We start from the raw sequence: 14,142 nt of genomic DNA, 5'->3' as shown, positions 1-14,142 counted from the left end.
GCAGATTGTGAGGTGGATTTTTGGGTGGATTTGGGTTTTTCTACAGCCTCAACGTTAAGGTGAGGGGCGCGTAGCGAGCGGCAACGCCGCTTGCGGAGCGTCCCTCACGACCGCAATGTTACCAGTCTGGTAAGCGGACTCAAATTCCTCTCCGCCATTCAGCCGCGCTATGAAAGTAAGAAGCCCATGGCTACCAACTTTCGCGAGCCAAGGCCGTAGCTCATGCCCCGCCGTTGCATAGACCGGACTAATTTCAGGTTCACCCTTAGCTTTGCGTTCAATATTTTTGTCCTCGCCGTATCGGTGAACTGCGTCAAGCCACTGCCTCAATGACTTGAAGGTATGCAATTCTTCGCGCGTTGGGCGAGGAATATTGGCCGCCACCAAGAATTGCCAGTGACTTTCAGAGTGCTCTGGTGCCTCACTTACCGCAACTGCCACACCTTCATCAAACCATTCCGGCAAATGCCACCATGCGCTGAGGGTCTGACGGGAGCGCATTTCAGCGTGTGACCATTCGTGAGCGAGAAAATGCCAGTTCAGCCCACGCGGCGAAAGCAGGATGCGATCGCCGTAGACCTTCGCCACAGAGCCCCGCCCTCCGAATGCTTCATAGCATCCCTCGGTGATACAAGCGTGGACTATGGGACGTGAGTTCACGCTGCCGTATGCGGCACGTATAGCGTCTTCTGCTTTATCCATGGCCTCGCGGAGCTTGCCCCGTATCGCTTCGTCTGCACCTGTCTCAACATAGATTCTTGGGGCAACCGGAGTTAAACCGAAGTTCTCTGGTGCAAGGAGTTTGCCTCCTTGAAGAACGCTACATCCGCTGAGGAGACTTGCGGTCAGTAGAAGAACGATGATCCGAAAATGACGCATGATTGGCTCGGCCAGAAGACGGCTAATCGGGATAGCCCGGTAGGTTGAGCGTCATTATGGCGACAGCACATCGGCAAGCGCGCGCAAAAGCTTCGCTCCGTCGCCCTTCCATGTGCTGCCATGCATGCACGCAAGCGTTGTCGGCTCGGCGGAGGCCAGTCTTTCAAGCATCACGCGCGCGTTCTGAGTGTGTGAATAATAATCCATCACCTGACGGAACGCCTCGCTCGGCCCCAAGATATCCGACTCAGTGATGGCTGGATGTTCAGCGCCGCCCTGTGTAAACAGATCGCCGCATAGCAATGTCCGCGTTTGTTCTTCCATCATAAAACCGCATTCCCACGCGTGAGGCAGATGCGGCGTGTCGAACCAGCGCATGGTATGTTTTCCAAGCGTAAGCGTTTCCCCGTCCGCGAGTGCGCGCGCCGGTCGGTCGGCCATATCATCAATTGACACCAGCGCTGCCACCTTGCCGCATAGCGGTGAGGACTGTGGCGCCACCGTGAGCCAGTCATTGAGCGAACCGCACTCATCTGCTTCAACGTGCGATAAGCCAATGTAGCGCAGCCGCTCCACGGGCAACACGCTCGCGACCGCCTCCCGAACCAGCGGAAATATTTTGCGCGGTCCGGTGTGGAAGAGCAATGGCGCATCATCGACAATAAGGAACTGATTGAATGAGAACCCGCCGAGCCCGCCTTCTATAACAACCGGCGTATTGATGCGGTAAATCCCATCCGCAACTTCATAAATATTCGTCCCAGACTGCTTGTTCGTTATGTGCATTTTTACTCTCCATGTAAATGGCGAAAAGTTAAGGGCTGCTTGATCAGCCTGGCAGGTTGGGCTTCATTTCATTCAGCCCAACCTACCTTACTCGTTAGCTGACGCCATTCTTGTGCGCTGACTCTGCCCGTTCCACGTAGCGCTCCATCTTGTGTTCCTTTGCGCCCAGGGCCTGCAGCCTTCCACCCCGTAGTCTGAATAGACCTCCGCCCTTCTCGTGCGGCCGCAAGAGCCTTCCGGCAGCGGTTAAGCAGTATTCGTCGGGGCTGTCGGCAAAGCCGAGGAGACGAGGCGGAATGGTTGGAACGACATCGCGCTCGTTGTAAACGTGGAAGGGGTATGCAAGTTGCGAAACCGCATAGCGATTCCCGTAGCGCGGCATTCCGAAAGCGAAACAGGCTGTTGGAAGTAGCCGCCAGTAGGGGCGCCGCACGAATGCACGAGAACGCCAAGCCACGCCGGCGAGCATCTGAGCGTTCATTATGGCAGCCATAGCGCCGCCCAGCGAGTGGCCAGTTATGTACAGCGGCGTGTCGTCGTCTAAGCGCTCGGCGGCCCGAGCGATGACCTCTTGCAAACAAGATGCGACTGCCTCAAAAAACCCTCGATGTAGTTGAATCAACGAATCCTTCTCAGGAGGAAAACGCACCCTCCGAAGATCCAGGTCTGCGGCGAGATCGTAGAGGCTCTGGGTGCCACGCAAGGATATGAAGAGCGCAGTCTTGATCTTCGAGAGGACAACTACCACCTTTTCCCGCACAACAACAAAGATGTTTGCAGCATCTTGCGTTTGTAGGGAGCTTTGCGCAGCGGTGAAAGACTGGCTTGCGAAGGTCGCTTGGTACTCCTCACACGGGATTAACTTCGCTCTCTCGGCGTTCTCGATCTCGAACTCGGGAATGTGCTGGTATGCCGCAAGTGAAAAGACAGATGCGATATATGCCTTCTCCCAAGTGAAGTAGGGATCATCCCAGTCTGTCACCTTGGAAGCGACATTGAGCGCATCTCGAAAACGTTGATCAAAGCTCATATCGCCCCTGCATCAGTTAACGAAAAGTAGATCCCAATAAAACACTAAAAATTTTATCGGATTGGTTTACAAACATGGTAAGAATTTTTAACTTAATTTAAAATCAAGACAATCTGATTTTTATCAAGATGTTAACCGGTTTTTAACGCCTCGCTATGCCTACCCCCCGAAAACCCGCCAAAATTACTCGATCAAGTGCAAGCCGTGTTGCACATGAAGCACCATAACATCCGCACTGAGAGTGTTTGTCTGGATTGGATTAAACGCTACATTTTGTTCCACCACAAGACCCATCCGGCGCAGATGGGTGCGCCGGAGTTGGAGGCTTTTTTGTCGCATCTGGCAGTGGCGGGCAAGGTGGCGTTCGACCCAAAATCAGGCAAAGAGCGCGCTGCTGTTTCTTTATCGCAAAGTGTTGGCGCTGGAGTTGCCATGGCTGGACAATGAGACGCAGGCAAAAACACCACAACGCTTGCCGGTGGTATTGACGGTGAGCGAGGTCAAGTCGCTGCTGAACCGGTTGGATGGGACGTTGTGGTTGATTGCGAGTTTGCTATACGCCGATGGCTGTCGGCTTCGAACGAAGGGTTATGCGAAGCCGCTACGCGGAGGATGCAGTTTCGACGGGCCGAAGTCAAAATATAATCTCACCCCTTCTCGCGAAGGATTGTTCCATGACGAACTACGAAGTTATCTTAAGATGGACGCATTGTCCGGCGCAAATTTCAAACTGAACTACCAGTCGCATCTGAAGCACCTGAAGCTTAAATGCCTACAGCCAAAAACCATCGAGGCCTATTCGCGCGCCATCCGCCGAATCGGCGAATTCTTTGATCATCAAATTGACAGTCTGTCCGAGCAGCAGTTGGTGGACTACTTCACCGATCTTGTGGCATCGCACTCATGGAGTTCGGTCAAGCTTGACCTGTATGGGTTGAAGTTTTGCTACGCACATGTTTTGCGTAAACCCTGGGTGGCTCCCGGTCTGATCAAGCCCCCCAAGACGCAGCGCTTGCCAGACATCGTCACGATCGCACAGGCGCAGCGGATATTCGCCGCCACCCGCGTTCTGAGTTACCGGGTATTCTTCTTCACGCTCTACAGCCTGGGACTGCGCCTCGGCGAAGGGCTGCGGCTTCAGGTTGGGGATATTGATGCGGCGCGCTGGCGCGTGCTTATCCGCGATGCCAAGGGAAACAGGGATCGTTTTGTTCCACTGCCGCAAGCGACACACACGCTCTTGCAAAGCTTCTGGCAAGTGCATCGCAACCCCGTGCTGTTGTTTCCCAATCGCCACGGCGGTTTGAAAGGCACGGCGACCGCCACGACGCCCCTGGATCGTGGCGGTGTGCAGACCACCATGCACAAGGTGGTCGAGGCCTGCGTACTCAAAAAAAGAGCACGCCACACTGCTTGCGCCACAGCTATGCGACCCACCTGATCGAGGCCGGTATCGATCTGATCGAGGTGCAGAAGATCCTCGGCCATCATTCTATTCTCACCACGGCCCAATATACCCATCTGACTGACCAGACCAAGCATCGCCTGGGGGCAGGTCAAATGATCCGGCTTGCTTCAGTCATCGAAACCTTCGAGGCGAACTTTTTTTGCGCAATACCGTGATCGGCTCAGGCCTGGGCACTATCGGGCACTCGCGGCCATAAAGCAAGGCCGCACGCAAGCCAGCCCCAAGATGCAGGTTCAGTGCTTGGAATGTGAGCATCAGAAGTGAGTGCCGAATTCCTGCGGCCATCGCCATTGCCCGCACTGCCAGCATCATGAGAGTCAGCAATGTCTGGAACGCCAGATGAGGAAGCAGGTGCCCGCCGAGTACTTTCTGCTGACGTTCACCCTGCCCGCAGAATTCAGGGCACTAACCTTTGCGCACCAGAGCGTCGTCTACGATTTGCTCATGCGGTGTTGTTGGGAGACGGTGCCTACCTTCAGCCAGAACGACAGACAGCTTTAGGGCACGCCCGGCGCCATAGCAGTGTTGCATACGAACACGCGCCGGCTGGATTATCACCCCCCATGTTCATCTTGTTATGCCTGGAATGAAAGGGGCCAAGCACGGATTATTCATGGAATTTGTCATCATAATTCCAATTCCCCTTGTCCTACGTCGCGTGCTGGGGATTCGTCATGTCTCTTGATTAAGCATATAAACTTAAGCCGCCCATTTCCTGCCATGGCTCGCATAATCGAGCATCAGGTAAAACACGTTGTCACATTTTTCCCGGAACAGCACGCGGTCATAGCTTTCTGGCAAGTTGCTATCCAGAACTTTCTCAACGGCGGAGCGCACCATCTTCTTGGTTTGCGTATCCTTGTACCAGTCCTGCACCAGCACCTTGGGTTGTTCTTCCAGCAAGCGATGTAGCAGCGATTTCGCCGCGAGCCTCACCTTCTGCGTTTCCTCTTGCGTCATCTTGTCTTTCTTCAGCAAGTCGAACAGTTCCAACTCGTCTTCAGATAGCCCCTCGCGAATATGCCGCTCTTCCTCCGCGCGTAAATCCTCGGTGAACTTTATCAGTTCTTCATAAGAATTTTCGGTGGATGAGCCGCCGGAATTGTAAGCGTCAATTATCTGCTGCAGCCGCTGTGCAAAGTCGGTGCGCGTCGCGTTCTGTTGTAGCATCAATTCGATCTTGTGTTGCAGGAAGGCGCGCAGGTCGGCGATTTCAATGTTCTTGTAGGTTGCCTGCTTGAACTCCTCGCGCAACTTGTCGAAGTTAATCTTGCTGAGATCCCAAGTCTTGCCCTTCTGGATGATCTGGTATTCCGCGTTGTACTGCCGCGCCTTGAATGCCTCCGCATCATTTACCACCACGCTCTCATCCAGCAGCTCGGCAATCTTCAGGCTGATCGCGTCGATGTCCGTCTGCCCGATGAGGCTGTCTATCACCCCACGCAAATACTGGAACGCCGCCACTTCACGCCCCTTGCCGCGACCCAGCACTTCCGGCTTGCACGCCTCATACAGCGACGTGATGGTGTTCTCATACACATTGAAACCCTTGCGCCATTCATCGTTTGCCAGCAAAGCATTGGCAAAGACATTAAAGCGGCCAAGCTTTTCGAACACATCCGCGCTGCCCAACACTTCGCGCAAGGGAACGTCTTTCTCATGGCAGAACGCCAAGCCTTGTTCAATCGCATCGTCAAGCAGAATAAACAACTCTGCTTTTTCTTTCACCGGCGGGTCAATCTCATCGCCGCCTTGCGCGTAATCCTTCAGCGCCAACTTCATGTTGCGGAACACGTTGTAGTAATCCACGATCTCGCCGTTGTGCTTTTCCACCCCGTTGATCTTCCATGACGTAACGCGGTTGGCACGGGCGATGGTCTGCATCAGGGTATGGCCTGCATCGGCTTGTCGAGATACAGCGTCGACAGCGTGGGCGCATCAAAGCCTGTCAGCCACATGGCGCACACAAACACCAATTGCAGCGGACTTTCCGGGTCCTTGAAGTTGAATTCAATGTCGTGACCGTGCGCATCCAGCTTGTTCATGCGCTCGCGGTGCGGCTTGATGTCCAGCTTCTGATCCGCAAACTTCCTTTCCTCATCTGCGTCTTCGCTGATGACCACCGCCATTTCCACCGAGCGCATGTACTCGACAATTTTCTTCAGCCGCGCCTTCTCGATGTCGTTTGTCGTCTTGCCGATACGCCCGACCATCTCCTTCAAGGCGGCCTTCCACTGATCCTGCACCTTGTCGTACATTTTCACGGCGGTAAACTTGTCCACCGCCACAAACAACCCCTTGCCCAGATAACCGCGCCGGGGGAAGTGATAGACGATGTCACGCGCGATTTTCTCCAGCCGGTCGTCGCGTTTGATAACCTCGACCTGCGTGGAAAAGCGCCGCTCCAGCTTGGCCTGCTGCGCCTCATCCAGATTCTCGTCTTCCAGAATCTCGTAGAATTCCTCGCTCAATCCTTCGTTCTGGATCAACACTTCCGGCACGCGCTTCTCGTAATACAGCGGCACCGTCGCGCCGTCGTCCATGGATTGCTGGAAGTTGTATTCCGAAACGTAACCGCCGAACCACGCATTAGTCTTGCGCTCGCGCCCCAGCAGCGGCGTGCCGGTGAACGCCAGATAGTTCGCCCTGGGCAAACCCTTGCGCATGTTTTCCGCCAGCGACTTGTATTGCGTGCGGTGCGCCTCGTCTACGATAACGATAATGTCGTTGCGCGCTGATAGCTCGGGATACTCCCGGCCTTTGTCCCAGCAGAACTTCTAGATCAAGGTGAACACCAGCCGTTTGTTCTGTCCGAGGAAACGACGCATCTCTTCGCTGTTCTTAGGCTGAGCGGCTTCGGCCTCGCTGACCGTGCGGGTGTTCAGGAAATTACGATAAATCTGCCCGTCCAGATCGTCGCGGTCGGTCACCACCACGAAGGTGAAATTGCCAGTCTGTTTGCGGAAAATTTTGCGCGCATAAAAAATCATCGAAAAACTTTTGCCCGAGCCCTGCGTGTGCCAGAACACCCCCAGTTTACCCGCCAGCTCCTCGCGCCTGAGAAAGGCGTCATACGCCCTGTTCACGCCGATGAACTGGTGGTTCTGCGCGATGATCTTCGAGCTATCCTTGTAGTAGAGAATGAAATTCTCCACGTAGTCCAGCAGTCTCTTCTGTGGCAATAAACCTTCAATCACGCCTTCCAGACTGATGCCTTGTTCGCGGATTGCGGCGCGGTCTATCTTCTCCTTCTCGTCATCCGCACGCAGCCAGTTGAAAAAATGCTCCCACTCCGCCGTAATGCTGCCCACCTTGGTCTCGATAGCGTTGGTCAGCACGCAAAATGCGTTGGTCAGGAAAAGCTGTGGAATCTCCGCCTTGTAATTCATCAGGTTGTCGTCGTAGGCGTTGCGCAATTTCACGTTCGAGTTTTTCAGCTCGATGAACACCAGCGGAATGCCGTTGACGTAGAGCAACACATCTGGGCGGCGGAAACCGCGCTCGCCCTTGATCCACAGCTGGGTAACGACCAGATAGCGGTTGTTGTCCGGCGTGTTGAAATCCAGCAGCCGCACCAGCTCCTGCTGCCGCACCCCCTGCGCGTTGTCGAATTCCACCGGGATGCCGTCGCGCAGCAGGCCATAAATTTCCCGGTTCGCGGCGATCAGCGTCAATGCCTGCCGCCGGTCGAGCAACTTATCCAGCGCATCCTCGATGGCTGTAGGTGGAATGTCCGGGTTCAGGCGGATGGCGGCTTCCCGCACCCGCTCCACCAGAATCACATCGCGCTTGTTGGCGCGGTTTGAGCCATCGTTCAAGTCTTCCGCATTTTCCGTGTAGCAGTCGAGCGCATCGAAACCGTGCAGGTGCTGGAGCTTCTGCACCAGCACCTGCTCGATCTGATCTTCGGAAATAAAGTTAGGCATATTTTCAAATCATCATTGTAAAAAGCGGCGAATAGTTTTTAGCCGCTACAAGATTCCTCACGGAGCCTGCCCTGAGCGAAGTCGAACGGGTTCGGAATGACAAGCTTTGTCATTTCGACTGCAAGGAGAAATCTTTCCCCCACTCCAAACTCAAATCCTTCCATTCCGGATTCATCCCAGTCACTAACTGATTTTTCTTTTCACGCCGCCATTTTTTGATCTGTTTCTCCCTCTCAATGGCCGCCAATACATCGTTTGTGCTCTCAAAGGAAACCAGCTTATTCACGTTGTACTTTTGAGTAAAGCCTTCAACCAGCTTATTTTTGTGCTCATAGACCCGGAGTTCAAGATTGCTGGTAACACCGATATACATCACCTTGTTGTTCCAGTTAGTCAGCAGGTAAACGTAGTAGGTTTTGCCCATCAGCCTTACCTCTTATTGCAGAACCTATCATTCCCAAAAGCCCGTCATCCCAAAAAAAACTGTCATTCCGAACCCGTTCGACTTCGCTCAGGGCAGGCTCCGTGAGGAATCTTACGCACACTACAGGATTTCTCCCTTTGGTCGAAATGACAGCCCAGTGAAGTTAGGCATAGCCAACCCGCAAGCTTTGTGTTAAATTCTGCCCAGTCTGGCCAGAATTAACGCCAGGAATAACGGAGGCAATCATGCACAGCGAATGGCAACTGCAAGAAGCGAAGGGCAACTTCAGCCAGCTCATCAAGCGAGCGGCGAGTGGCGATGCCCAAACGGTCACCGTCCACGGCAAACCCACGGCGGTGGTGGTTTCGGCGGAAGAATACGCGCGGCTTACCCGCCGCCGAGGCAAGCTCTCCGCCGCGCTGCTGCGTCCCGACCTCGCAGCCGAAGACCTGGACATTTCCCGCAGCCGCGACATCGGGCGCAACATTGAGCTATGAGCTGGCTGCTGGACACCTGCGTGCTTTCCGAATACGCCAGGAAAGCCCCCGCGCAGCAAGTGATCGCCTGGCTGGACGAACAGGACGAAGCTAGCCTGTTTATCAGCGTCATCACGCTGGGAGAGATCGAAAAAGGCATCCTCAAACTGCGCAAAGCCGACCTGCGCCGCAGCCAGAAACTCACCAATTGGCTGGGCAAGGTGGAGCAACGCTTTGCCGGGCGCATCCTGCCGCTCGATGCCGCCGCGTTCCACGTCTGGGCGCAAATCGCTGCACACTCCGAACTGGCCGGCCAACCCATGCCGGTGATGGACGGCCTGCTCATGGCCACCGCCCAATGCCACGGCCTCACCGTGGTCACCCGCAACTTGCAGGATTTCGCGCTGTACCCGCAGGTGTTTAACCCTTGGGCGCTGTAAGTCCGCCATAGCGAAGCTGTCATTCCGCTCACCCTCTTTGTCATTCCGAAACGAAGTGAGGAATCTTAAGCGCACTGCAAGATTTCTCCTTTCAGTCGAAATGACAGTTGGTTTGTGGTCGTCTTTAGCGATGAAGTCAGGCATGGGCATCTTTCTCCATGCCGGGCGGGAACTGAATGTCGAGGTTTTCGACGGAGAGTTTGCCGGAGATGAGGCGCGGGAGAAGCATATCTCTGGATTGAGCCAATCTTCTATTAAGGATAGACAGGCTATTGATTTGATCCAAGATTGGCGAAACTAAATCGTCAAATTGGGCCGCCAGATAAAATCCAGGATCAAATAGCTCCATTTTCTGAAATACGTTCCATGAAATCACTGGCATTTTTGTTCCAGCGCTGTACTGGTCAGCCCAAGCGATAGTGCTGCCCATAAACAAGGTCATCGTAACAAATGCTCGATATTCTGGAATGCGGGGTCGCAGCACCATAACTGAAGTATTAGTAACGCCTTGGAACGGAGCCATATTCACCTTGTACAGATATGGGCGTATGGTGCTAAACAAGATGTCGTTCCGAGCAAATAAAATTCTTGAGGTAGTCAGTTCAGCTGGATTTCCTGTGTTGGTAACTGCAAGACTTCTTTGTGACATCTTTTCTAAATCGACCAGCGGCCATTCTTGGTGCTCAAGATCAACATATTTTTCTTTGACTGAGCATGCAATGTTGCCAAGCCTTTCAACTTTCCATCCTTCAGGAATACCTTTTACCTTCCTCGTATCTAAATAGCCCGGAAAACGAAAACGGACAAACCATTCTCTATAGATTTCTCCGGCCATCTTTTCTAGCAGCGCAATGCGCCGCTGGTTGTTTTCAATCAGTTCGTCATACGCCGTAAGTATCGCCGCAACTTTTCTTTGAATGTGATGTTTAGGCAGACAAATTGGTATTTTCCGAAGATCTCGTATTGGTATTTGTGGTTGCGCGGAGCCAGAAGCAAAGTTCAATATGTAACTGTGTAAGCTTTGGCTTGTGATGTAATAAAAGAAAAATTTTGGATGAATTTCTTTGCTATCTACACGCAAAATTAGCATCTGGGCATTGATTAGGCCCTTGTCATCAATATTGACGAATGCCGCATCCCCTACGCTATTTCCTCTTGTCGTAAGAACAATATCATTTCTTGCAATCCTGCCTTTTTTAATTTCACTATATTTTTTCTCAGCAATAAAATTTACGGCATTTCTATCAATAAATCCACCATGTATTGATTCGCCATTAAGAAACATGATCCCCGACTCTACATACTCTTCTCGCTTGGGGTAACGGGAAGACCTGTCACCATCAATAAACTGAGTCTTTGTTTTGCCGAGTGCGATTTCATCCTTCCTATTCATGAACCATCCCCTAGCAGGCTCCGAATATTACTGGTTATTGCTGATCCAACATTCAACGAATCCTTATTAAGCTTTGCCAGTTCATCGTTTATCGCCAACAGTTCTTCGATAAACTCCTCCTCCGTCTTCCCGTCCTCCTCGATCACTACGCCGACGTAGCGCCCAGCATTCAACGAATAGTCCTGCTCCTTCAAGTCTGTCGAGTTTGCGAGTTTGCACAGGCCGGTGACATCTTCATATTCCGCCTTGGGAAAGCGTTCCTGTAGCCAGTGGATGTGCTGATAGAAGATTTCGGCGTTCTTCACTTCAGTGTGTAGCGCCTCCAACGCGCCCTTGAGCGCATTGGTCTTGCGGTCAGTCGTGCCGCGTTTGCCTTCGGCATGCGCCTGTTCGGCCTGCTGCTTCTCGTGCTGGCGCACGACCTTGTCTAGGCGCTTCAAGCCCTCGTGCAACGCGACAAAGAACGGATCGAACGCTTCGCGCAATTGCTGCTGCGCTTTGTTGATGGCGTTAATTTCAGAGCTGTCATTTCGACCAACGGGAGAAATCTTGTAGTGCGCGGAAGATTCCTCGCATACGCTCGGAATGACAGTTGAAGTGTTCGAAATGACAGCCGCGTTTTGTTGCAGATATTTCTCGTAACGGGTTTTGAGTTTCGCCAACCCTGCCCATTGCTGCACCAGTTCGCCCACGGCTTGTTTGCCGCCTGCGTCATCCAGCACTTCGAGCAATTGCGTAGCGACGGGTTCGACGTTGGTTTTGTTTTCGACTAGGCGTGCCATGCCTGCCGCGAAATAGCGGTCTATGAGCTGGACGAATTTATCGCGCCGCCCTTTGTGCAACTGGCTGATGATGGCGATGTTCTGGATGTGTTCTTCGCTGAATTCACGGTGGGCGCGGTCTATCTGGGTGAAGATGTTGCGCGCGTCGATGAACAGGATTTTGTCGTCGGTCTTGGCCTTGTCGAAGAACCACAGTGTGGCCGGGAGCGTGACGGTGTAGAACATGTTCGAGGGCAGCGTCAGCATGGCGTAGATGAGGTTTTGCTCGATCAGCGTCTTGCGGATGTCGGCTTCGGAGTGGCGCGCATCGGAGGCCGAATTTGCCATGACCAGCGCGGCGCGGCCCTTTTCTTTCAAAGAAGTGGCGAACAGGCTGATCCACAGGTAGTTGCCGTTGGGTACGGTTTCCTTGCCTTCGTCGGCTTTCTTCACCTTCGATTTGTTGCGCGGGATGCCGTAGGTGTTGAAGCGCTTGTCTTTCTCCACGCTGGAGAGGCTCACGTCGTCCACGTTGAACGGAGGATTGGCGAGGACGTAATCGAATGCACCAAAACTCTGGTACGGGTCTTCGTAGTAGGTGTTGGCCTGCTTGATTTCGCCGCGCAGGCCGTTGACCGCGAGGTTCATCTTGGCGAGGTTGACGGTGTCGCGCGTTTTTTCCTGGCCGCAGACATACACGCCGCTCTCCGATCCTTTCAGCTCCTTGCGGTGTTCCGCGATGAACTGGGCAGACTGCACAAACATGCCGCCGGAGCCGCAAGCGGGGTCGAACACTTTGCCGCCGTGCGGCTCGATGATCTCGACCATCAGGCGCACCACGGAACGCGGCGTGAAAAACTCGCCACCCTTTTGGCCTTCGCTGCGCGCGAATTCGGACAGAAAGTATTCGTAAATCTGCCCGAACAGGTCGCCAGTGGTATCGGCTGGGATGTCAGCAAAGGTTCGCAGCAACTGCTGCGGGATGGTCTTGTCCGTCCGCGTCAACGCGGCATATTCGTCCTTGGGCAGCACGCCTTCGAGCTCGGGCTTGTATTCCTCGATGGCCTTCATCGCCTCCTTGAGTGCTTTGGCAATGTTCTTCTCTTCCGGCAGATTCAGCAGGTGTTCGTAGCGCGCGTGATCGGGCAAATAGAACCCGCACTTCTCGATGGCTATATCGGAGATTTTCTTCTCACGGCGGGTGCCTTTGAGTTTGGTGAACTCGGCGTGAATTTCTGTTTCGTGGCGGCGATAGTTATTGTCGGCGAACTTGAGGAAGATCAGCCCCAGCACCGGGGTGGCGTATTCGCTGGACTTCAGGTCGGAATTGGCACGCAGCTTGTCGGCGGCACTCCATAAGTCGGCTTCCAGCTTTTTGAGTTGCTCTTTGTTCATGAGAGCCGTTTGTTTTATTTATTCGGAGAGGGTGGCTGTCTGCATGATACCGTTAAATTCTGCCAGCATACTATGTCATCATGAGGTGCCGAATTGGAGCCGTGATAATCCAGCAGTGTGAATGAGCCCTCTCTGCCTGTGGCGAGAGCCGCAAACCGACCCAGCTGAGACCTTCAGCGCATGGCTGACAGCAATGGCGTAAATCCAAACGTCGGTATCTGATCATTTAATGAGCGAGGCCAAGTCGCTGCTGAACCGGTTGGATGGGACGTTGTGGTTGATTGCGAGTTTTCTGTACGCCGGTGGCTGTCGGCTTCGAACGAAAGGTTATGCGTCATTGTCTCCTCGAAGCGGCACTGCGAGGGTCCAGTGCTTCCTTGCCATACCAGACGTACGCTATGAGAAACATTGCGCGTTGGATCAGGCCACCGTTTGAAGGGTACAGCGCGGAGATCAGTGGCATTGCGGTGGCGACCGCCACAGTGAAAACGTCGAGCGAGCGAGCCAGCAGTTCGCTTCGGCTACGCTGCATGAACCTCGCGACAACACCAAAGCAGAAGGCGAAACCCATTCCTGTTGCGGTGACCGAGTGAAGAAAGTCCTCGAATTCGTCAAATGGCACGCCGGAGATCCACGGCCTATGCGAAAATGCTGCAGTCCCGAGCATGGCAGCTGCAAAAACGAGATGCATCCAGTACGTACCCCGTGCCCAAACCGGGCGCATTCGTATGGACAATGTGAGAACCGCACTTCCAAAGCAGACGAAGGCAAGGCGCGCAATCCACGCGTGCTGTAAGCCTTGCGCCGCAGACTCGCTGATCGAGTGAGCGCGCCAAGAGTAAGCCGCAGGCATTGCAGCCGTTGCAGCGAGTACAGCGATCGCCGAAGCAAGAAGGAGGAGAACCACCCACAGGCTGAGAGACCGGGCGTTGACACGAACAGCTGGTTCAAGCAACAGATTCATGGCCATAGCGTGTAATCGCGTGACGCATAACGTTTTCAAGTTGAGGGATACCCCGTAGAACGTGAACCGCGAGCGAAGCGAGCGGTGTTCGCTTGAACGAGGCGTTAGACGCATATTATCGTACACCTGTCTCCTCCGCCCTTGTTATGTTATGCCTTTCCATTCTTGATTTTTGCCCGTTCTCTACTCTACCCGTGTTT

General features: G+C 53.7%; 11 protein-coding genes and 2 pseudogenes. 5 read left to right on the top strand and 8 right to left on the bottom strand.

From position 1 onward, the window contains the following. Positions 1–54: 54 nt before the first annotated feature. The 3 genes from MJ768_RS03290 to MJ768_RS03280 all read right to left on the bottom strand — a co-directional run bounded on the left by MJ768_RS03290 (position 55) and on the right by MJ768_RS03280 (position 2,695). Positions 55–879 (bottom strand): hypothetical protein, encoded by an 825-nt coding sequence (locus MJ768_RS03290; RefSeq protein ID WP_239287937.1) that lies wholly within the window; start codon positions 877–879, stop codon positions 55–57. 54 nt (positions 880–933) lie between these two features. Continuing rightward, positions 934–1,665 carry an MBL fold metallo-hydrolase gene (locus MJ768_RS03285; RefSeq protein WP_239287936.1) on the bottom strand — a complete coding sequence of 244 codons (732 nt, stop codon included), beginning with the start codon at positions 1,663–1,665 and terminating at the stop codon, positions 934–936. Between the two features lie 94 nt (positions 1,666–1,759). After that, positions 1,760–2,695 carry a lipase family protein gene (locus tag MJ768_RS03280; RefSeq protein ID WP_239287935.1) on the bottom strand — a complete coding sequence of 312 codons (936 nt, stop codon included), beginning with the start codon at positions 2,693–2,695 and terminating at the stop codon, positions 1,760–1,762. Between the two features lie 213 nt (positions 2,696–2,908). Here MJ768_RS03280 and MJ768_RS03275 point away from each other — a divergent pair, with 213 nt between their 5' ends. The 3 genes and pseudogenes from MJ768_RS03275 to MJ768_RS15330 all read left to right on the top strand — a co-directional run. Continuing rightward, positions 2,909–3,142 carry a phage integrase N-terminal SAM-like domain-containing protein gene (locus MJ768_RS03275; RefSeq protein WP_320415720.1) on the top strand — a complete coding sequence of 78 codons (234 nt, stop codon included), beginning with the start codon at positions 2,909–2,911 and terminating at the stop codon, positions 3,140–3,142. Continuing rightward, entirely contained in the window at positions 3,123–4,136 is a 1,014-nt protein-coding gene (locus MJ768_RS03270; protein ID WP_320415719.1) for a phage integrase N-terminal SAM-like domain-containing protein, read from the top strand. The genes MJ768_RS03275 and MJ768_RS03270 overlap by 20 nt, the downstream gene beginning before the upstream one ends. Before the next feature lie 119 nt (positions 4,137–4,255). After that, a pseudogene (locus tag MJ768_RS15330) lies at positions 4,256–4,746 on the top strand (IS91 family transposase); the annotation flags it as partial. Positions 4,747–4,862: 116 nt separating this feature from the next. Here the strand turns inward: MJ768_RS15330 and MJ768_RS15325 are convergent. Both MJ768_RS15325 and MJ768_RS03245 read right to left on the bottom strand, forming a co-directional pair. Beyond that, positions 4,863–8,089 (bottom strand): annotated as a pseudogene (locus MJ768_RS15325) (type I restriction endonuclease subunit R). 109 nt (positions 8,090–8,198) lie between these two features. Next, the gene (locus MJ768_RS03245; protein WP_239287931.1) at positions 8,199–8,513 is read right to left on the bottom strand and encodes a GIY-YIG nuclease family protein; all 315 of its coding nucleotides are present in this window, start codon (positions 8,511–8,513) and stop codon (positions 8,199–8,201) included. Between the two features lie 245 nt (positions 8,514–8,758). On the opposite strand from MJ768_RS03245, the gene MJ768_RS03240 reads away from it, so the two are divergent. Together MJ768_RS03240 and MJ768_RS03235 are read left to right on the top strand one after the other, a co-directional pair. After that, positions 8,759–9,010 carry a type II toxin-antitoxin system Phd/YefM family antitoxin gene (locus MJ768_RS03240; protein WP_239287930.1) on the top strand — a complete coding sequence of 84 codons (252 nt, stop codon included), beginning with the start codon at positions 8,759–8,761 and terminating at the stop codon, positions 9,008–9,010. After that, a complete protein-coding gene (locus MJ768_RS03235) occupies positions 9,007–9,429 on the top strand; it encodes a type II toxin-antitoxin system VapC family toxin (protein WP_239287929.1) in 423 nt (140 codons plus the stop codon). Before MJ768_RS03240 ends, MJ768_RS03235 begins: the two co-directional genes overlap by 4 nt. 136 nt (positions 9,430–9,565) lie before the next feature. Here the strand turns inward: MJ768_RS03235 and MJ768_RS03230 are convergent, their stop codons facing one another. The 3 genes from MJ768_RS03230 to MJ768_RS03220 all read right to left on the bottom strand — a co-directional run bounded on the left by MJ768_RS03230 (position 9,566) and on the right by MJ768_RS03220 (position 13,981). Next, positions 9,566–10,822 (bottom strand): restriction endonuclease subunit S, encoded by a 1,257-nt coding sequence (locus tag MJ768_RS03230; RefSeq protein ID WP_239287928.1) that lies wholly within the window; start codon positions 10,820–10,822, stop codon positions 9,566–9,568. Next, the gene (locus tag MJ768_RS03225) at positions 10,819–12,978 is read right to left on the bottom strand and encodes a type I restriction-modification system subunit M (protein WP_239287926.1); all 2,160 of its coding nucleotides are present in this window, start codon (positions 12,976–12,978) and stop codon (positions 10,819–10,821) included. Before MJ768_RS03225 ends, MJ768_RS03230 begins: the two co-directional genes overlap by 4 nt. 334 nt (positions 12,979–13,312) lie before the next feature. Beyond that, complete coding sequence (locus MJ768_RS03220) at positions 13,313–13,981, bottom strand: DUF998 domain-containing protein (RefSeq protein WP_239287925.1); 669 nt, start codon at positions 13,979–13,981, stop codon at positions 13,313–13,315. Positions 13,982–14,142: the final 161 nt, after the last annotated feature.

It is taken from the genome of Candidatus Nitrotoga sp. 1052, assembly GCF_927312905.1.
Taxonomy (GTDB): domain Bacteria; phylum Pseudomonadota; class Gammaproteobacteria; order Burkholderiales; family Gallionellaceae; genus Nitrotoga.
The sequence above is the reverse complement of the archived record's forward strand: the minus strand, read 5'-3'. Positions and strand labels throughout refer to the sequence as shown.

Excerpts from the sequence above, each read along its gene's own strand:
- MJ768_RS03290 (WP_239287937.1), bottom strand. The coding sequence starts at position 879 with ATGCGTCATTTTCGGATCATCGTTCTTCTACTGACCGCAAGTCTCCTC.
- MJ768_RS03285 (WP_239287936.1), bottom strand. The coding sequence starts at position 1,665 with ATGCACATAACGAACAAGCAGTCTGGGACGAATATTTATGAAGTTGCG.
- MJ768_RS03280 (WP_239287935.1), bottom strand. The coding sequence starts at position 2,695 with ATGAGCTTTGATCAACGTTTTCGAGATGCGCTCAATGTCGCTTCCAAG.
- MJ768_RS03275 (WP_320415720.1), top strand. The coding sequence starts at position 2,909 with ATGAAGCACCATAACATCCGCACTGAGAGTGTTTGTCTGGATTGGATT.
- MJ768_RS03245 (WP_239287931.1), bottom strand. The coding sequence starts at position 8,513 with ATGGGCAAAACCTACTACGTTTACCTGCTGACTAACTGGAACAACAAG.
- MJ768_RS03240 (WP_239287930.1), top strand. The coding sequence starts at position 8,759 with ATGCACAGCGAATGGCAACTGCAAGAAGCGAAGGGCAACTTCAGCCAG.
- MJ768_RS03235 (WP_239287929.1), top strand. The coding sequence starts at position 9,007 with ATGAGCTGGCTGCTGGACACCTGCGTGCTTTCCGAATACGCCAGGAAA.
- MJ768_RS03230 (WP_239287928.1), bottom strand. The coding sequence starts at position 10,822 with ATGAATAGGAAGGATGAAATCGCACTCGGCAAAACAAAGACTCAGTTT.
- MJ768_RS03225 (WP_239287926.1), bottom strand. The coding sequence starts at position 12,978 with ATGAACAAAGAGCAACTCAAAAAGCTGGAAGCCGACTTATGGAGTGCC.